This is a genomic window from Cupriavidus sp. P-10, assembly GCF_003402535.2.
GTDB lineage: Bacteria > Pseudomonadota > Gammaproteobacteria > Burkholderiales > Burkholderiaceae > Cupriavidus.
Window position 1 is genome coordinate 1,349,585 of the sequence record NZ_AP025172.1, and the last position, 18,388, is coordinate 1,367,972.

Sequence of the window (18,388 nt, forward strand, 5' to 3'; positions counted from 1 at the left end):
CGCCTCCAGCTCGTCTCTTCTTTCGATGAGTTCTAGCCGTTGTCGCCGCCCGCAACCGGCAGCACAGCGCCCGTGATATAGCCTGCCTCGTCAGAGGCAAGGAACAGAATCGGCGCGATTTGTTCGTCGAGCGTGCCGTAGCGTTTGAAGAAAGTCGACTCAGTAACCTGCGTCACCGCCTCGCCCATCCAGGTCCTCTCTTGCTCGCTATCACCGGCCGCGTTGCGAGGCACGCGCCGGGGAGGCGCCTCGGTTCCGCCGGGTGCCGCAGCAACCACGCGGATGTTGTGCTCGCCATACTCCATCGCAAGCGACTGGGTTAACGCGTTGACACCGCCCTTTGCAGCCGAATACGGAACGCGGCGGATGCCGCGCGTTGCATTCGAGGAAACGTTGACGATGGTTCCGCGTCCTTGAGCGAGCATGTGCGGAAGCACCGCGTGGCAGCTGTACAAGGTCGGCATGAGCGAGCGGCGGATTTCCGCATCAATCTGAGCCGGTTCGAAGTCGGCATAGGGCCGCATGCGAATGGCTCCGCCGACGCCGTTTATCAGAATGTCAATTCGACCAAATTTCTCCACGGCGAAGGCCATCGTGGACGCCGCGCCTTCATAGGTCTCGAGGTCGGCAATGAAGCCGGCAGTGTCGGCCCCAACTGCTTCCGCCGCGACCTCGGAGACGAAGTCGGCGCGGTCGACAAACAGAACCTTCGCACCTTCAGCGGCGGCGCGTAGCGCGACGCCGCGTCCGATACCCTGCGCGGCACCGGTGACCACCATCACCTTGCCTTCGAATCGCCTGGCGCTCATGGGGTCACCGGGGCTGCGTTGGGCGTGAACTTCTCGTAATGGAAGCTGTTGGGCTTCACGCCGTTGTCGTCGAAATACTTGCGCACCGCGTCGACCATCGGCGGAGGTCCGCACAGGTACACGTCAACATCACCATCGTTCAGACATTCAGCCGGCATATGCTGGGTCACCCAGCCCTTGCGGGGATGGCTCGATTCCGCTTCTGCGACCACGGTGCTGAACGTAAAGTTCGGCAACTTCGCGACGTACGCCTCGATAGCCTCCACCTGGACAAGGTCGAGGTCTCGTGTCACGCCGTAGATGAGATGCACCTTCTGCTCAGAGTTCGCGCGAATCAGGACTTCCAGCATCGACAGGAATGGGGCCAAGCCCGTGCCGCCAGCCAGGAACAGCAAGGGACGCTCCACTGCCCGGAGGTAGAAGCTGCCCAGGGGGCCGGTCAGTTGCACCTTGTGGCCTGGCTGCGCCGATTCGAGCCAGGTGCTCATCACGCCGCCAGGGATTTTCTTGATCAGGAAGCTGATTTTTGATGCGCCTGGCGCAGACGAAAATGAGTACGACCGATGCTTTCCGCTGCCGGGGACGTCGATGTTCACATACTGGCCAGCGAGGAAGACCGGAGGGATGGTGTCCACGTCCAACTCAAGGACCACCGCCGCATCATTGTGCTGTTCGACTTTCGTGACCGTCGCAGCGAATTTGCTTTGCTCGGTCTTGCACATCGTCGACGATGCCGGAACTGCGATGACGCAGTCACTCTGCGGCACCATCTGGCACGTGAGCACGAGACCGCTAGCTTTCTCGTCGTCGCTCAACGCGTCCTCGATGAAGTCGTCGCCCAGATCGTAGCGGCCGCTCTCTGCGCGGCACTTGCAGGTGCCACACACGCCGTCGGAGCAATCCATCGGCAGGTTAATCTTGGCGCGAAAAGCGGCATCGAGAACCTTTTCGCCGGCCTTGCATTCGACAAAGCGGGTCACGCCGTCTTCAAAGTTCAGTGCGATGTTGTAGCTGGACATGTTACCTCCTGCGTCCTTTCTCATTCCAACCCGTGGCATCAGACGTGGTAGACGTCCAGCACCTGGCGGATATAGTCGTTCTTGAGCGCAATCTTCTTGCTCGAAATCAGCAACCGGTCGTCAACGTTGCGGAAGGTGATGTAGGCGGTGCCGAAATACTGATCCGTGACCTTGTAACGATGGCTCAACGTGTTGAAGTTGTATCGAACGTCGACTTCGTTATCCCGCTCCGCCAGCACTTCGATATTGGTAACGTGGTGGCTGGTGCGCGGCTCCGGCATCGACGCGCTGCTGCGCTCCGTTCTGATACGAAACACCCGGTCTTCCAGGCCGCCGCGGTCGGCGTAGTACATCAGGGAAATTTGGCTTTGCGGGTCTTCGGTGAGCTTGTCATCGTCATCCCAGGCCGGCATCCAGTAGGTGACGTCTGCTGTGTAGCAGGCCAACCACTCGTCCCACTGACGGTCATCCAGAAAGCGCGCCTCTTGATAGAGAGCGCCACAGATCTTTTGATAGTCGATGCTCATACGGCTGCCTCCGCCTGTTCTTGGCGCAGGGCTTCGCGCATCACCCGCATCCAATATTCGTGTTGAACCACAAAGAGACCTTCATCTTCGCTACGCTCGCCCGAGATAAGCGGGTTCAAACCCATGCCTTTCGCATTCGCGTCAGGTCCATGGACCCACAACGGTGCGCCGCGCGACATGTCGTTCCACATCGACGTCGTGCTGGCGTAACCCGCCTGGCACGCGCGGAACTCTTCGAGGTCGTCGCTGGTGCCCATGCCCGAGACGTTGAAGAAGTCTTCGTATTGACGAATGCGGATCGCGCGGCTTTCTGCGCTTTCGCCCTTCGGTGCGAAGCAGAAGATGCTGACTTCTGTCTTGTCGACACTGATCGGACGGACGACGCGAATCTGGGTACTGAACTGATCCATCAGGAACACGTTCGGATACAAGCACAGGTTTCGTGTCTGATTCACGATGTACTTGGCTTTGTCTTCGCCAACGCGAGCTGTGATTTCGTCGCGATGTTGATAGACAGGACGCACTTCAGGATTCATCGTGTTGGTCCAAAGCAGGATATGGCCATGCTCGAAGCCATACACGCCCGCAACCGACTTGCTCCAACCATTTGCATCAACGGCCTTGGTGCCTTCGACATGGCGGCGGCCCATCGTTGCGGCATAGTTCCAGTGCACGGTGCTGACGTGATAGCCGTCACAACCGTTTTCCATCTGCATCTTCCAGTTGCCGTCGTAGATGTACGAAGAGTTGCCTCGCAACACTTCGAGACCATCCGGCGCCTGCGAGACGATTTGGTCAATGATGACCTTCGTCTCGCCGAGATAGTCCTCGAGCGGCATTACGTCTTCGCTCAGGCTGCCAAACAGGAAACCGCGATAGTTCTGGAAGCGCGCGACCTTCTTCAGGTCGTGCGATCCCTGCTTGTTGAACTGCACCGGATACTCGGTGGTCTTCTCGTCCTTTACCTTCAGCAGCTTGCCGGCGTTCGAGAAGGTCCAGCCGTGGAACGGGCAGGTGAAGCTGCCCTTGTTGCCGTGCTTGCGACGGCACAGCATGGCGCCCTTGTGAGCACACGCGTTGATGACCGCGTGCAACTCACCGGCCTTGTCACGCGTGATGACAATTGGCTGACGACCAATCCACGTCGTGTAGTAATCGTTATTGTTCGGTACCTGGCTTTCGTGCGCGAGGTAGACCCAGTTGCTCTCGAAGATGTGCTTCATCTCGAGTTCGTACAAATCGGCGTTCGTGAAGATGTCGCGGCGACAACGGAAGACACCATTTTCCTTGTCATCCTGGACGGCGTTGCTCAGCAAATCGTCCAGTTGCCGTGCTTTATCGAAAGTTGCGGACATGAGTCGTCTCCCTATGCGGGCTTCGTGATCAAGCCCTTTGGCATCGGTTCAGATAATTCTTGCGGGGAAGTTGGCGGCCTGGCGAGAGAGGCCGCCGCGTGAGGGGTTACGCCGTGGCGGAGGCGCGAGGGCGCTTCACAAGCTGGTTGTCCTTGCCTTGCACCAGCGGGGTCAACTCGATGTTGAATTCGATTTCCTTGTACGCGTCGCCCTTGAGGCCGAGCGCGGCACCGCCCGTCTTCTCGACAACGTGCGGCACAAGTTCTTCGCGAGTTGCATAAGCGAAGTCGTCCCAGATCAGCGGATCGCCTTCGATATTGATCTGCGTCGTGAGCTTGCGAGTCTTGTCGCTCGTTACGAAGAAGTGTACGTGCGCCGGGCGGTTGCCGTGGCGGGCAATCACGTCAAGCAACTGTTGCGTGGCGCCTTGCGGCGGACAGCCGTAGCCAACGGGCATCAGCGTGCGGAACTCGTACTTGCCGTTAGCCCCGGTCTTCACCGCGCCGCGAAGGTTGAAATCGTCTTGCGCGCCGGTCGGATCGAAGTGCGAGTAAAAGCCCTTGGAGTTGGCGTGCCAGCATTCGACAACCGCATCGGCCACGGGCTTGCCGTCCGGTCCGGTCACAGTGCCACGGATGATGAGCGGACCCGCGTCTTCGTCGGCATTGAGATCAATCCTGGAGACGCCATCGCGCACCGGGGCGCCAGCAACATACAGCGGGCCTTCGATCGTGCGCGGCGTGCCACCGTGGATGTCAGCTTCACGGTCCTCTGCATCCATGCGGATGTCGAGATACTTCTCGAGACCAAGGCCAGCGGCCAGGAGGGCCGCCTCACCATCTTGTCCGAGCTTGTTGAAGTAATTCACACCGGCCCAAATCTCGTCGGGCGTCATGTCGAGGTCATCGATGGCCTTGAAGAGGTCGCTTAGCAGACGATGAGTAATCTGCTTGGTACGAGCGTTGCCCTCCTGGTTTCCCAGATTGGCAGCGGCCTTCAGCAGGTCCTGCACTTCCTTCGAGTCGAACACTTTGACACTCATGTCTGCTCCTAAACTTTCTGTGCTTTGGTGGGGTAAACCCTTGTTTCAAGTCGATCTGAATGTACTCAGAAGGTATAATGCGGCCTTGAAACAGAGCGTGATGGCAGAATAGAGGACGGCAAACAGGTGAGTCCAACACCGTTTTAGTATCGGATCATATCTTGGAGGTATTGTATGGAGCTGCGACATCTTCGCTATTTTGTAGCGGTTGCCGAGGAACGCAACTTCACGCGCGCAGCAAAGCGGCTCCATATCGCGCAGCCGCCGTTAAGCCGCCAAATACAGCAGCTCGAAGAAACACTGGGGGTCCAGCTATTCGAACGAAGCTCTCGTCCGCTCAAGCTCACCGAGACAGGCAAGTTTTTTTACTCGCACGCAGTGCATCTCATTGCGCAGACGAACGAGCTGGAATCCATGACAAGGCGTGTTGGCAGCATCGAGCGCAGTCTGTCCGTCGGCTTTGTGGGGTCCACGCTCTACGGCATGCTTCCAAAGATCATTCGGCGATTCCGGGACGAGAACAAGTCGGTCGAGCTCAGCCTCCACGAGATGTCGACGATGGACCAGATTCGCGCCCTCAAGGACGGACGCATCGATGTAGGGTTCGGTCGGATTCGACACGAGGATGCGAACATCCGCCGGGTGATTCTCCGCGAGGAGAAAATGATCGTTGCACTTCCTGTCGGTCATCCGCTCTCAACCTCGAAGCCGGTGCTCGCGCTTCGGGACCTCATCTACGAAACACTCATTGTTTTCCCCAAGGCACCGAGGCCAAGCTACGCGGATCAGGTTCTGTCGGCTTTCCAGGAGCGAGCCCTCACCCCTCGGCGCATCTATGACGTGCGCGAATTGCAGATTGCATTGGGGCTTGTCGCGGCAGGAGAAGGGATTGCAGTCGTCCCAAGCAGCGTCTATGGGCTGAAGCGCGACGACGTGAGCTACATGGAACTGGACGACCCAACCCTCACCTCGCCCATTATCATGAGTATGCGTGCGATGGATGAGTCGCGTGACATCAAGGAAATGCTGGAACTGATTTATCGACTCTACGAGGAAGAGGGAATTCCCTATGTGCCTCGCACGGACAAGGGGTCATAGAACGGTCGTCGTTGCCGACATGTGCGGTAGCGCGTCTCCCGCCAATTGATCGGCAGATGTGAAGGCGCCGATTTGGATACTGGGGTCAGCAGCCCGGCGCTGGCGTTTTCCTATCTGGCACCGACCCAGAACTAGGACGCTATGCCTTGAGGGGGGACTCCGCGTGCTGCAACACCCATTCCACCGCGCGCGCCAGAAAGGGCGACGTGTCGCCGGCCCGCATGCTCATGATCACTGGCGAGACGAAACCAGGTGCTTCAATGGGGTAATAACGCACGTCGTCGCGGTGCAAGCGTTGTACGGAGGCCGGCACCAAGGTGATGCCCAGACCGGCCGCGACTAGCCCCAGCGCGGTTTGCAGTTCATTCGCTTCCTGTATCACCCGCAACTGAAGCCCGCGGGCGCGAAAGAGTGAGAGCAGATGATCCGCGTAGCTGGGCCTTGGTCGCGCAGGGTAAAGCACGAACGGCCGCCGCGCCAGCTCTTCCGGCGTGAGCGCGTCGTCACCTCGAACTGCGACGGCAGCCGGCAACGCCGCGATCAACGGCTCGTTCATTACAACCGTTTGCACGATGCCGGGATCGTTCAACGCAATGCGACCGAAACCCAGGTCAATGCGCCCGGCCTTGAGTGCGGTCGCTTGCTGAACCGTGATCATTTCGCTGAGCCCTACTTCCACTTGGCTATCGGCACCTCGCAGTTCGCGAATCAGCTCTGGCAAGAAGCCGTACAGTACCGACGGCACGAAGCCAATGCCAAACCAGCGCTTCTCGTTGCGACCGATACGCCGCGTGGCGTCGATGGTTTCCTCCAGCCGCTGGGTCATTTGTAGCGATTGCTCCAACAAGAAGCGCCCAGCCTCGGTCAGGCGCATTCCGCGACCGACGCGGTGAAAGAGCTCCACGCCGATCTCATCCTCGAACTGGCGGATCTGTCGGGACAAGGGCGGCTGGGCCATATGCAAGATCGAAGCCGCCCGCGTCACATTTAACTCCTGAGCGACGGTCTGGAAATAGCGTAGGTGGCGAAGCTCCATATTTGATCCCAGAAATACCTGTACGGTATGCTATCAGACACGAATAGTCTTGGACACCCATACGGTCGAGATACATACTCAGAGGCAACTCAAATAGCACCGAAAAGGTATCGAATGACCCATGCAACGGTTACGGCGGTCGAAGCAATCCTCGTCGACCTACCGACCATCCGGGCCCACCAGCTCGCCATGGCGACCATGCAGCAGCAGACGCTGGTTATCGTGCGGCTGCAGTGCAGCGACGGCATCGAAGGCATCGGCGAGGCCACGACGATCGGTGGTTTGTCCTACGGCGACGAAAGTCCCGAAGGCATCAAACTCACCATCGACACCTACCTGGCTCCCGCGCTGGTCAGCCAGGACGCCGCCAACGTGCATGCGGCCATGGCGCGCCTGAACAAGGTGGCGCGCGGCAATCGCTTCGCCAAGTCCGCACTGGAAACCGCATTGCTGGATGCGCAGGGCAAGCGCCTCGGCGTGCCGCTGGCCACGCTGCTGGGCGGCGCCGTGCGCGACACGCTGCCGGCGCTGTGGACCCTGGCCAGTGGCGATACCGGGCGCGATATCGCAGAAGCTGAGCAACTGCTGGAAGCCCGCCGCCACAACACGTTCAAGCTCAAAATCGGCCGCCGTGCCGTGCGCGAAGACGTGGCCCACGTGGCCGCGATCAAGCGCGCGCTGGGCGATCGTGCCCGCGTGACCGTTGACGTGAACCAGGCCTGGAACGAGGCCGAGGCCGCCACCGGCATCGCCATGCTGGAAGCCGCCGGCATCGACCTGATCGAACAACCCACGCCACGCGAACAGCGTGCCGCGCTGGCCCGACTGGCCGCACGCTTTGTCGTGCCGATCATGGCCGACGAGGCGGTGTGCGGGCCGGAAGACGCGATGGAGCTGGCACGCATCGGTGGCGCCGACGTGTTTGCCCTGAAGATCGCCAAGTCCGGCGGCATCTTCGGCATGCTGCGCACTGCCGCGGTCGGTGATGCGGCCGGCATCGCGCTGTACGGCGGCACCATGCTGGAAGGCAGCGTCGGCACCATCGCCGCCGCCCACGGCTTCTGCACGCTGCCGCAGCTCGCATGGGGCACGGAACTGTTCGGGCCGCTGCTGCTCAAGGACGATATCGTCACGGCGCGCCCGGAGTACCGGGATTTCGCGCTGCACCTGCCGCAGGGGCCGGGCCTCGGGCTCGCGCTGGACGAGGACAAGCTGGCGCACTATCGCCGAAAGCAAGGCTGAACTCAGCCCGCCCCAACACGATCGGAGAAACCCTCATGCTTTATCTGGTACGGATGGACGTCAACCTGCCGCACGACATGCCCGCGGACCAGGCCGATGAGATAAAGGCGCGCGAGAAGGCCTACGCACAGGACCTGCAGCGCCAGGGCAAGTGGCAGCAGCTCTACCGCGTGGTGGGCGAATACGCCAACTACAGCATCTTCGATGTCGAATCCAACGACGAACTGCACACGCTGCTGGCCGGCCTGCCGCTGTTCCCGTACATGAAGCTTGCGGTCACGCCGCTGGCGAAGCATCCGTCGTCGATACGCTGAACGATTCAATCAAAAGACAGGACGGAGACAAATGAAATCCCTGCTGCAACGGCTGTTCCCGCAGCCATTGACCACACCTGACGCCCGCACCGGCGCCGCCGCGCTGACGCTCGTCCTGGCCGCGGCCAGCGCGCCCGCCCATGCAGCGTGGCCCGACCACCCGATCCGCTGGATCGTGCCGTTTCCGGCCGGCGGCGCGATGGACAATATCGCGCGCACGCTGGGTGAAGATATGTCGCGCACGCTCGGTCAGGCCATCGTGGTGGAGAATCGCCCCGGCGCCGGCGGCAACATCGGCGCGGAGCTGGTTGCGCGCGCGCCGGCCGACGGCTACACCATGATCATCGTGGCCAACGGCATGGCGGTGAATCCGGCCCTGTACGGCAAGCTCAGCTACGATCCGGTGAAGGATTTTGCCCCGGTGTCGCTGCTGGCGGTGGTACCCAATGTGCTGGTTGCAAGCAAGGCCAAGACGCCCGCGAAGACGGTAGCGGAGGTGGTGGCCAATGCCAAGGCGCGGCCGAGCAAGTACACCTATGCGTCGGCGGGCAACGGCACCTCGATCCACCTGGCGGGCGAGTTGTTCACTTCCATGGCGGGCGTCGACCTGCTGCACGTTCCCTACAAAGGCAGTGGCCCGGCCATGACCGATCTGCTTGGCGGCCAGGTCGACTACATGTTCGACAGCATTACCTCGGCCAAGCCGCATATCGATTCCGGCAAGCTCACCGCCATCGCGGTAACGACCAGCAAGCGCTCGACGGCGCTGCCCAATGTGCCTACCGTAGCCGAGTCCGGGTTGGCTGGCTATGAGCTATCGCCTTGGTTCGCCGCCTTCGTGCCGGCTAAGACCCCGCAGCCGGTGATCGAGTCGCTGAACCGAGCCATGCTCGAGGCACTGAAGAAACCGGAGGTGCAGAAGCGTCTGGCCTTGATCGGTGCTGAGCCGATCGGCAGCACGCCGTCCGCCCTGCGCGACCACCTGGCGAAGGAAAGCCAGAAGTGGGGCGTGCTGATCCGCGAGCGTGGCATTCGCGCCGACTGACCGCACATCGTGCCTGGTCGACCAAATGGACATTGTTTGGCGACCAGCGCATTTGCTGAAGCTCGCATATACGCTGGTTCAATACCTGATTGCTTGGCTTCAAGCGCGAGCAACTCGCTGGTCGCCTGCTCCAAGGATGTATTCCGTCATCGGGCTCTCGGTCCACGCTATGCTCGGCCTGACACACATTCGAGTGTGAAATGCACGCATGAATCTGCCTGAAACCCCTCTTTTGGAATGAAAAATTGGCGGCGGGATGAAGATCACCGATGCTTGACCTCCGCTAATACGGGCGTTGGCCATGCCGCAAGACAGATCCCAAGGCGGCCCATCGCAACACCAGAAAAGGAGACACGGAACATGATGCAATCGCGCACCCTCGGCGACCTGAAGATCACCCGCATCCTCGAATACGCGGGACCCACGCATGATCCCGCCTTCCTCTTCCCGGACATCGACCGCGCCGTGCTCGATGCCAACGCTGGCCTGATGGCGCCGCACCATTGGATACCACACATGAACAAGCTGATCGTGACGATCCAGTTCTGGGTTGTGCACGCCGGCGACAACATCATCGTGGTGGATACCGGCGTGGGCAACTTCAAGCCGCGCGCCGGCATTGCGCGCATGAATATGCTCAACACGCTGGTGCGCGAGTGGATGATCGCCGCTGGCGCACCGCCGGAGAAGGTCACTCATGTAGTGATGACGCACTTGCATGCGGACCATGTCGGCTGGAACACTATCTGGCAGGACAACCGCTGGGTACCGACCTTCCCCAATGCGCGCTACTACATCCCCAAGGATGACTTTGTCTTCTGCGACGAGGGTCGCAACAAGGAGCCGGGCGTGGTGGATGTATTCGGCGAGTCGTTTTTTGACAGTGTCATGCCAGTGGTCACAGAAGGCCTGGCAGAAATGATATTGCCCGGACAGGAGATCGCCAACTGCCTGCAGGTCGAGGCCGCCTCGGGTCACAGCCCTGGCCAGATCGCGTTCCGCGTCCGCTCGCAGGGTGAGGAAGCGATATTCTGCGGCGACATCCTGCACAGTCCGCTGCAAATCGTGCGCCCTGACGTGAATTCCGGCTATTGCATCCGCCCCGACTTGGCGCGCAGTACGCGCCTGGCCTTCCTCAACCAGGCCGCTGACCGCGAGGCACTGGTCTTGCCGGTGCATTTCGGCGAGCCCTACTGTGGCTACGTGCGCCGACAGGGCGAAGGCTTTCGCTTCGAGCCCGCCACCTGGTGACCAATGGTAGCCACGGCACGGCCGCTTTCCCGCCGCGCGCCTACCCGCCCTCGCGGGTATGAGCGTGGCACAGTCAGTTTCTTCGTGAGAACTGCGGCATGGCCGTTCCCTTCGACATCACCGATTTCCGACTTTTCGTCAATGTAGCGGAGACGCGCAGCCTGACCCGTGGCGCGGAGCGTTCCTTCCTTTCCGTGCCGGCAGTCAGCAACCGCATCAAGAATCTCGAAGACACGCTGGGTGTGCGCTTACTGGAGCGCTCGCCCCAGGGGGTAGCGTTGACGGCGGCCGGCGAGGTTTATCTCCAGCACGCCCGCGTGGTGCTCGCCGAACTGGAGCGGCTCACAGGCAACCTCCAGCCGTTCACTGCGGGCCTTTCGGGGCAGCTCAAGCTGGTGGCCAACACCACGGCCATCACGGAGTACCTGCCACCGGTGATCGGCGACTATCTCGCCAGCCACCCGGACGTGCGCATCGACGTACGTGAGCGCCTGAGCGACGACATCGTCCGCCTGGTGCGCGAAGGTGCCACCGATCTGGGCATCATCTCCGGCAATGTGCCCACCACGGGCCTGCAGGCGGTGCCCTTCGTCAAGAGCACGCTGATTCTGGTCGCACCACTTGGCCATCCGCTGCTTGCGCAGCGCGATGTCTGGTTCGAGCAGGCGCTGGAATACGCCTTCGTCGCGCTGCTTGAAGGCAGTGCCTTCCAGATGTTCATGACGCGTGCTGCCGGCGCGCTGCACAAGCCCATGACCATCCGCGTGCATGTGGCCAGTTACGACGCCATCTGCCGCATGGTCGCCGCCGGCGCTGGCATCGCCATCATGCCAAAGGCCGCGTTCGCGCGCCTCAAGGGCGAGCAGCCGATTGGCGCCTGCAACCTGCGCGATGACTGGGCCATCCGCACCTTCCAGGTTTGCGCGCGAGACCTGGAAGGCCTGTCGAGCTTCGCCCGCGAGTTCGCCAACCGGCTGATCGGCCGCTACGCACCGGGCGGCAGCGCTGGCTAGCTCCCTTCCCTGCTTGCATCTGCCCCGTACCCGCTCGGTGTCAGCACCGAGACCGGCTCGCGTGGGTACGTTGTCGCCCGCGTTCGCAGCTATGGAGATTGACGAGCATAGCGCGCCTCCCGCCGCAAGCAAGCGTGCTGTTGCCCGGCTTCACCACGCCTTAAGCCAACGCTAAGGCTGCTTGCAGAACCCGAAATTGTGAAGCCACCGACTGCATGGCAATCTAGTCTCGCAGACAACAAGGACGTGAGACATGATCGATAAGCTTTACAGAACGGCGCGCGAAGCCATGGACGATGTCCCCGATGGCGCCACCATCGCGATTGGCGGATTCGGCGGCGCCGGCATGCCCGACGAACTGATCGACGCCCTGATCGAGCAGGGCGCCAGGGACCTCACGGTGGTCAGCAACAACGCCGGCAACGGCGACACCGGACTGGCGGCGCTGCTGAAAACACGACGCGTGCGCAAGCTGGTGTGTTCGTTCCCGCGCCAGCGCGACGCCCATGTATTTGAAGCGCTATACCGCGCCGGCCAGATCGAGCTGGAAGTCGTGCCGCAAGGCACGCTGGCCGAGCGCCTGCGCGCCGCCGGAAGCGGCATCGGCGCCTTCTACACGCCCACTGGTTACGGCACGCTGCTGGCTGAGGGCAAGGAGACCCGCCAGATCGACGGTCGCGACTACGTACTCGAGTACCCCCTGCCTGTCGATGTCGCGCTGATCAACGCCGCGGCCGCCGACCGCTGGGGCAACCTCATCTATAGCAAAACCGCGCGCAACTTCGCGCCCGTCATGGCAATGGCGGCAAGCCAGACGATCGCGGCCGTAGCTCGCGTATGCGAACTAGGCGACCTAGACCCCGAGGACGTCGTGACGCCCGGGATTTTCGTTAGCCGCGTCGTCCTGCGCGACGGCGCAGCCGCACAAGCTGAAGTCATGCAGGCAGGGTGAGAACGATGGATCAAGTGGCAAGGAATATGCTGGCCGCTCGCGTGGCGCGGGACATCCCCGACGGATCGTATGTCAACCTCGGCATCGGGTTGCCCACGCTGGTGGCCAACCACCTGCCCCGGCACCGCGAAGTCATCCTGCACAGCGAAAACGGTGTGCTGGGTCAGTGGTCGGCAGCGGAGCCGGGGCAGGAAGACTGGGACCTGATCAACGCCGGCAAGGAAGCCATCCGCCTGGAGCAAGGCGCGGCATTCTTTCACCATGCCGATGCCTTCGGCATGATGCGCGGCGGCCATCTCGACATCTGCGTGCTTGGCGCGTTCCAGGTATCGGAGCATGGCGACCTGGCCAACTGGCACACCGGCGCGCCCGATGCCATCCCGGCCGTGGGCGGCGCGATGGATCTGGCCATCGGGGCCCGGCGGGTGTTCGTCATGATGGACCATCTCACCAGGGACGGGGCCAGCAAGCTGCGCCGCCAGTGCAGCTATCCCTTGACCGGCTTGCGCTGCGTCAGCCGCGTCTACACCGAACTCGGCACCTTCGCCATCGACCCGCGCGGCGTGTCGGTCATCGAAACCGTCGGCGACATGTCGCCACAGGCGCTGCAGGCCGTGACCGACGTGGAACTCGACTTCACCACCCTGCTACGGCCCGAATACGCATGAAACCGGGCACCCGCGCCGGTGCCTGTTCAAACACAGGGTGCAACGCCGGCCGCCCATCCAGACAGATCGACACAGAGAGGAGACAAACATGCTGACTTGGTACAAGACTGGGACACCCCAGCAAAAGAAGACATTCTGGGCCTGCTATTCCGGCTGGGCCCTGGATTCGTTCGACATGCAGATGTTCAGCTTCCTGCTACCCGCGCTGACGCTCGCGTGGGGGCTGAACAAGGCGGAGGTCGGCGTGCTCGGGACCGTGGCGCTGATCGTCACGGCGATCGGCGGCTGGGGTGCCGGCATCCTCAGCGATCGCTACGGCCGTGCCCGCATCCTGGTCTTTGCCATCGTCTGGTTTACGTTCTTCGGTGTGCTGGCCGGCTTCGCCCAGACGTATCACCAATTGCTGGTGGCACGCACGCTGCAGGGCCTCGGCTTTGGCGGAGAATGGGCCGTCGGCGCCGCGCTGATGGCTGAAGTCATCGACCCGAAGCACCGCGGCAAAGCCATGGGCTATGTGCAATCCGGCTTTGCTCTCGGCTGGGCACTGGCGGCGGTGGTCGCAACGCTGCTGCTGGCCTGGTTGCCGCAGGACATGGCATGGCGGGCGGCGTTCTGGATCGGCATCATCCCGGCCTCAATCGTGCTGTTTATCCGCCGGCATATCAAGGACGCTCCCATGTTCGAGCGTGCCCGGCAGAGCAGCGCGCCGCGCGCGTCGCTGGCTTCGGTGTTCAATCGCCGGTACGCGCGTTCGCTGATCCTGTCGAGCGTGCTGGTGATCGGGCTTCAGGCCGGCTGCTACGCCATCCTGGTCTGGCTGCCGTCCCTGCTGAGCCAGCGTGAGGTCGCCGCCACCTCGCGGATCGTCACCGTCTTCATCATGGCCTTCGGCTCGTTCTGCGGCTTCGCGGTGGCGGCGGACCTGTGCGATCGCATCGGGCGCCGCCCCACGCTGATCATGCTGTCGATCTGTGCCTGGATCGTCACCGTCAGCTATATGCTGCTGCCGCTGAACCCGACGCTCACCGCCATCCTGGGATTCCTGGTGGGCTTCTCGGCCATCGGCATGTTCGCCGCGCTGGGACCGTTCCTCAGCGAACTGTTTCCCACCAACGTGCGCACGACCTGCATGGGCTTCGCCTACAACGTGGGCAAGTCAGTCGGCGCGGGCTCCGTCGTCGGCGTGGGCGTGCTGTCCACTCATATCGGCTTGGCCAATGCCATGGGCGCCTTCTGCCTCGCAGCCTATGCGTTCGCGGTCTTCGGCATGCTGCTGCTGCCCGAGACCCGAGGTATTGCCATCGAGAACATCGGCACCGAGGACGACGGCGACACGGTCACGCTCGCCAACCCGGCGCGCGCACCTTCCTGAAGGGCATCGCACGATTGCCAGGTTCACAAGCCATTGACCATGGTTAATCCGACAACAAGGAGAATCCACGTGATTCGCATGCTGTACCTGCTGGTCAAGCCAGAAGGCATGACCGACGAAGCCTTCCGCGCTGAATGCCTGCGCCACTACGAGATGTCGCACGATGTGCCTGGCCTGCACCGGTATGAGGTCCGCCTCGTCGCCGGGCAGCCGACCGACACCCATGTGCCTTTTTTCGACATCGGGCATGTGGACGCCATCGGCGAATGCTGGTTCGAGAACGAAGCTGACTACGACCGCTACATGGCTTCCGACGTCCGCAAGGCGTGGTTCGAACACGGCAAGACCTTTATCGGCCGGCTCAAGCCATTTCGCACCGCATCCGTCGCCGGCGCGAGGAGCGCTGGCTAGGCACCGCCTTACCCGATTTAGCGCATAGGCTGAAGCCGGACCGGAGGCGGCCCGGTTCCAGCCCCACTTACCTGGAACAGACAAGGAGACATCATGCTTTACTGCGTTCAGATGGACGTGAAGATTCCCGACTCAGTCCCCGCAGACCGTGCCGAAGCCATCAAGGCGGCGGAAAAGGCGCGGGCGATCGAAATGCAGAGGGCCGGAAAATGGCCACACCTCTGGCGCGTGGCGGGGCGCTACGCCAATATCAGCATCTTCGATGTAGAAAGCCATGACGAGTTGCATGATCTGCTGTCATCACTACCCCTATTCCCCTACATGACCATCCAGGTCACGCCGCTGGCACGACATCCGTCTGCGATCTGAGCAGCGTCACCACTGAATCGAAATGACCCCTCTCCGGCGCTGGAAGGTTCGCGCCGGCAAGGCAATACCCGCTGGCGTTGTCACGCTAACGGCCCCCTCTGATCCGACATGGCGGACGACGCACGCCAAGGCTCCACGTTGCGGATCGGCCGGAATACCAGGTTTGGCCCATCGACCATTTCGCCAGACGCCGTCTGAAAAATGCACACCGCCAAGTCGCTCTGGTGCAGCTCCGAAAATGGACGCCTTGTTCCTTGTCTGTGATCGGAGCGTTCTTCCTGAGCCACGACAAGTGGGAGACAGTCACGGAACGCAGATCAGCCTTACTGAGAAAGGAGTTCCAAGACCTGCGCTCGCAGCCATGTCAAAGCAGGTCTTCATGGTTTGCGAGGATGCCATCCCATCGCAAGCTTGTAGTGTTCGGTCGGAAACGGCAGCTCAAACATGTCGACAGACGGCGACACGTGTCGCAAAGCATGGAACACGATATCACTTTGTATGTCGGGTTGGATGTGCATAAGGACTCGATCACGGTCGCCTACGCAATCGGCATGGGTGAGGTCGTCGTTCCGCGCCCATACCTGTATGCCGGGATCCTGGTGTTTGCGACCATTGGCGTCTATGGCATGCGCCAGTCGTGGTTCGACCTGGTAGGTGCCATTGGCATAGACAGCCGGCTCAGCGAAGGCACACAGCAAGCCATCTCCGCGCCACGGCACCCTGTCACCTCTGCTAAGTCAGACCCGGCTGGCTTAGCACAACGGTGACTCCCTACTTGATGCCGATGCTGACCACTACGCCAGGATGGAAGTCTCGCAAAGAGGCTAATCCCACCCTGCCAGCTCGCCGGTCTTGGACGCATGGGCCGCACAGCGTCTTCGAGCCAAGGCGCATGCGCCTTGGCAAAGACCAGCATCGTCAAACCAAGCACGTCCGTCATATGCGAGGCATGCTCGAGATCGACGCCCCCTGCCGCCTGGTCATTGACATCCCGTTGCTCGAATACTGGTCGCCCAGACCATAGTGCGTTCCTGGGAGTGCCCGGTCGGGTCGAGCAGATGGCGTGCGACACTGCTAGCAATCCCACGGACAGGATAAAAATGGGAGCAGAGAAGTGGCGTTTAAACGACAATCAAGGATTCGCGGAATTTTTAAACGTCTGCCAGCCAAATTAAGCGACTGGAGCACGCCTTGACGACAGAATGGATGGGATATAAGTGGCTCTCAGAGCACTATGACGTCACCCCAGTACAGGATTTTCAGATCACCAGCGAGATCGGCGCTGCTCGGCGCTCCGTGGTGACCGATGGCAGAACGCTTGAGACCTACCCGGCTGGTTCTCGCCAGGCGCCCACTCTGCAGGCCCACCTGACTTACGCACTCCGACAAGAGGGCGTCCATCTCGAATTCCTGGCGCGACTCTTTGATGTGCTCCCACAGGCGGAGTTGGCAGCATGGCTGAATAGTGAGCGTACCGGGCAGTATGCCAGACGGGTTGGATTTCTATATGAGTGGCTCACCGGTCGGCAGATCGCCGGCGTCGAGGCCGTGACCGGGGGCAACTACGTCGACGCGATCGACCCTGAGACCTACTTTGCCGCAACGGCGCCAACTCGAAATGCTCGTTGGCGCGTACGGGACAATTAATGGCCACGTATGGCAACCTTTGTGAGTTCGCGCCAACCCGCCGGCTGTATCCGGATGGCGTCCAGTCGAACTTTGAGTTCGCAGGGTACGACGCGGCATTGCTGGCATGGCGTTACCCTGACCTGACTGTGCAGGTAGAGTATATGGCCGATGTCATCGACAGGACCATCAGGCAGGAGATGAGGACGGAGGCCGGGATTCTGCAGGAGTGGACGACCGCCAGGCGGATGGTGAAGGACATCATCGACGGTCCTGACGCCGATATCGATCGGATCATCCGCTCGGTCAGGGACAACCAGGGTGCAGTCTCGAACAAGCTCCGAAAGGAATTCCCTGTTCTCGATAATGCGGAAATCGTGGCAGATCTGGTCGGTGTTCTGAAAACCGCCTTCAAGAATTTCGATGGCGGATCCCCAACAAATGAGCTGACATAACGGTGCGACGAGGGGCCAAGGCTTTTCCTTAGAAATCGAGTTCATGCAGTTCCGCGGGAACGCCTGCACGCGGCGCGCTGCCGCGGGGTGCTGACGGTGCTGTATCTGGGCGGCTTGCGAGCGTCGGAACTGACCGCCACCCCCATGGGCGCATTCTTCTGCCGGCGCGATGCACAAGGTCCTTCTCCCTTGGCTGCCCAACCCCTTTTCGGATCCGTCCTTGGGCAGCCGTCGCAGCGCAGACGGCGAGCGGTTAACAGTCGCGCGGCCCTTCTCAGTGTTTCCCCGAGATTGTGTTGACATGCACTTCGCGGAATAATCGCGCCCTCAGCCACCATCACGCACGATGCAGAAAGGGGTTGTTGCCTAGCGAATGAAAGGAGTTCACATGTTTTGCTTCGAGTATGGAAAAAATAATGTCTATGCGCAGCTTGGCTTCGCAGACGCCGAAGAAATCCCGCTGAAAGCGAACATCGTGAAAGACATCACCGACCGCATCAAAGTGAGCGGGCTCCGGTTGTCGGAGGCCGCCACCCTGATTGACACCCCGCAATCCGATCTGCTCCTGGCACTGTGCGGGAAATTCCAGTCCTTCCGCGCAGCCGAACTGCGCAACTGGCGGGATCGGCTAAGCCTTCCCTTGCGGTGATTTAAGCCGCTGATCGGACGGGTCCGTCTTGCCGCTCTTGCCGGTCACCTCCAGCCAACAACGCCCGATGCCCTAGGCACGGAACGCTGCCAGGGTGCATCGCGCTGGGTGGCGATACCAAGCGATGTTGGTGAC

Annotated in this window: 21 protein-coding genes and 1 pseudogene; 16 read left to right on the plus strand and 6 right to left on the minus strand. The window is 61.4% G+C overall.

Annotated features, from left to right (window positions below):
* Window positions 1–32: 32 nt before the first annotated feature.
* The 5 genes from benD to catA form a co-directional block, all read right to left on the minus strand.
* Entirely contained in the window at window positions 33–809 is a 777-nt protein-coding gene (gene benD, locus CTP10_RS36215) for a benzoate diol dehydrogenase BenD (protein ID WP_116322824.1), read from the minus strand.
* Complete coding sequence (gene benC / locus CTP10_RS36220) at window positions 806–1,828, minus strand: benzoate 1,2-dioxygenase electron transfer component BenC (RefSeq protein ID WP_116322825.1); 1,023 nt, start codon at window positions 1,826–1,828, stop codon at window positions 806–808. The genes benD and benC overlap by 4 nt, the downstream gene beginning before the upstream one ends.
* A gap of 38 nt (window positions 1,829–1,866) precedes the next feature.
* Entirely contained in the window at window positions 1,867–2,355 is a 489-nt protein-coding gene (gene benB / locus CTP10_RS36225; protein WP_116322826.1) for a benzoate 1,2-dioxygenase small subunit, read from the minus strand.
* Window positions 2,352–3,710, minus strand: a complete 1,359-nt coding sequence (locus CTP10_RS36230; RefSeq protein ID WP_116322827.1) for a Rieske 2Fe-2S domain-containing protein — start codon at window positions 3,708–3,710, stop codon at window positions 2,352–2,354. Before CTP10_RS36230 ends, benB begins: the two co-directional genes overlap by 4 nt.
* A gap of 106 nt (window positions 3,711–3,816) precedes the next feature.
* On the minus strand, window positions 3,817–4,752 hold the full coding sequence (catA, locus tag CTP10_RS36235; protein WP_116322828.1) for a catechol 1,2-dioxygenase: 936 nt from the start codon (window positions 4,750–4,752) through the stop codon (window positions 3,817–3,819).
* A gap of 174 nt (window positions 4,753–4,926) precedes the next feature.
* On the opposite strand from catA, the gene CTP10_RS36240 reads away from it, so the two are divergent.
* Entirely contained in the window at window positions 4,927–5,850 is a 924-nt protein-coding gene (locus CTP10_RS36240; RefSeq protein ID WP_116322829.1) for a LysR family transcriptional regulator, read from the plus strand.
* A 139-nt stretch (window positions 5,851–5,989) separates the two neighbouring features.
* Here CTP10_RS36240 and CTP10_RS36245 read toward each other — a convergent pair whose 3' ends face one another.
* Window positions 5,990–6,886, minus strand: a complete 897-nt coding sequence (locus CTP10_RS36245; RefSeq protein ID WP_116322830.1) for a LysR family transcriptional regulator — start codon at window positions 6,884–6,886, stop codon at window positions 5,990–5,992.
* 114 nt (window positions 6,887–7,000) lie between these two features.
* Here CTP10_RS36245 and CTP10_RS36250 point away from each other — a divergent pair, with 114 nt between their 5' ends.
* The 15 genes and pseudogenes from CTP10_RS36250 (at window position 7,001) to CTP10_RS36320 (ending at window position 18,253) form a co-directional block, all read left to right on the plus strand.
* Window positions 7,001–8,128: a muconate/chloromuconate family cycloisomerase gene (locus CTP10_RS36250; protein WP_116322831.1), complete on the plus strand. Its 1,128-nt coding sequence runs from the start codon at window positions 7,001–7,003 to the stop codon at window positions 8,126–8,128.
* A 35-nt stretch (window positions 8,129–8,163) separates the two neighbouring features.
* A complete protein-coding gene (catC, locus tag CTP10_RS36255; protein ID WP_116322832.1) occupies window positions 8,164–8,442 on the plus strand; it encodes a muconolactone Delta-isomerase in 279 nt (92 codons plus the stop codon).
* Between the two features lie 31 nt (window positions 8,443–8,473).
* Entirely contained in the window at window positions 8,474–9,487 is a 1,014-nt protein-coding gene (locus CTP10_RS36260; protein ID WP_116322833.1) for a tripartite tricarboxylate transporter substrate binding protein, read from the plus strand.
* Between the two features lie 360 nt (window positions 9,488–9,847).
* Window positions 9,848–10,738 carry an MBL fold metallo-hydrolase gene (locus CTP10_RS36265; protein ID WP_116322834.1) on the plus strand — a complete coding sequence of 297 codons (891 nt, stop codon included), beginning with the start codon at window positions 9,848–9,850 and terminating at the stop codon, window positions 10,736–10,738.
* 98 nt (window positions 10,739–10,836) lie between these two features.
* Window positions 10,837–11,751: a LysR substrate-binding domain-containing protein gene (locus CTP10_RS36270; protein WP_116322835.1), complete on the plus strand. Its 915-nt coding sequence runs from the start codon at window positions 10,837–10,839 to the stop codon at window positions 11,749–11,751.
* Between the two features lie 253 nt (window positions 11,752–12,004).
* A complete protein-coding gene (locus tag CTP10_RS36275) occupies window positions 12,005–12,703 on the plus strand; it encodes a 3-oxoacid CoA-transferase subunit A (RefSeq protein WP_116322836.1) in 699 nt (232 codons plus the stop codon).
* 5 nt (window positions 12,704–12,708) lie between these two features.
* Window positions 12,709–13,371, plus strand: a complete 663-nt coding sequence (locus CTP10_RS36280) for a 3-oxoacid CoA-transferase subunit B (protein ID WP_116322837.1) — start codon at window positions 12,709–12,711, stop codon at window positions 13,369–13,371.
* A gap of 88 nt (window positions 13,372–13,459) precedes the next feature.
* A complete protein-coding gene (locus CTP10_RS36285; protein WP_116322838.1) occupies window positions 13,460–14,743 on the plus strand; it encodes an MFS transporter in 1,284 nt (427 codons plus the stop codon).
* A gap of 69 nt (window positions 14,744–14,812) precedes the next feature.
* Window positions 14,813–15,154, plus strand: coding sequence for a 4-methylmuconolactone methylisomerase (locus CTP10_RS36290; RefSeq protein ID WP_116322839.1), 342 nt, complete (start codon window positions 14,813–14,815; stop codon window positions 15,152–15,154).
* 93 nt (window positions 15,155–15,247) lie between these two features.
* Window positions 15,248–15,523, plus strand: a complete 276-nt coding sequence (gene catC, locus CTP10_RS36295) for a muconolactone Delta-isomerase (protein ID WP_116322840.1) — start codon at window positions 15,248–15,250, stop codon at window positions 15,521–15,523.
* A gap of 476 nt (window positions 15,524–15,999) precedes the next feature.
* Entirely contained in the window at window positions 16,000–16,290 is a 291-nt protein-coding gene (locus tag CTP10_RS36300; RefSeq protein ID WP_158577736.1) for a hypothetical protein, read from the plus strand.
* Between the two features lie 424 nt (window positions 16,291–16,714).
* Window positions 16,715–17,170: a hypothetical protein gene (locus CTP10_RS36305; protein WP_233528369.1), complete on the plus strand. Its 456-nt coding sequence runs from the start codon at window positions 16,715–16,717 to the stop codon at window positions 17,168–17,170.
* Window positions 17,170–17,604 (plus strand): hypothetical protein, encoded by a 435-nt coding sequence (locus tag CTP10_RS36310; RefSeq protein ID WP_233528370.1) that lies wholly within the window; start codon window positions 17,170–17,172, stop codon window positions 17,602–17,604. Before CTP10_RS36305 ends, CTP10_RS36310 begins: the two co-directional genes overlap by 1 nt.
* Window positions 17,605–17,649: 45 nt before the next feature.
* A pseudogene (locus tag CTP10_RS36315) lies at window positions 17,650–17,784 on the plus strand (tyrosine-type recombinase/integrase); the annotation flags it as partial.
* Window positions 17,785–17,992: 208 nt separating this feature from the next.
* On the plus strand, window positions 17,993–18,253 hold the full coding sequence (locus CTP10_RS36320; RefSeq protein ID WP_116322842.1) for an XRE family transcriptional regulator: 261 nt from the start codon (window positions 17,993–17,995) through the stop codon (window positions 18,251–18,253).
* Window positions 18,254–18,388: the final 135 nt, after the last annotated feature.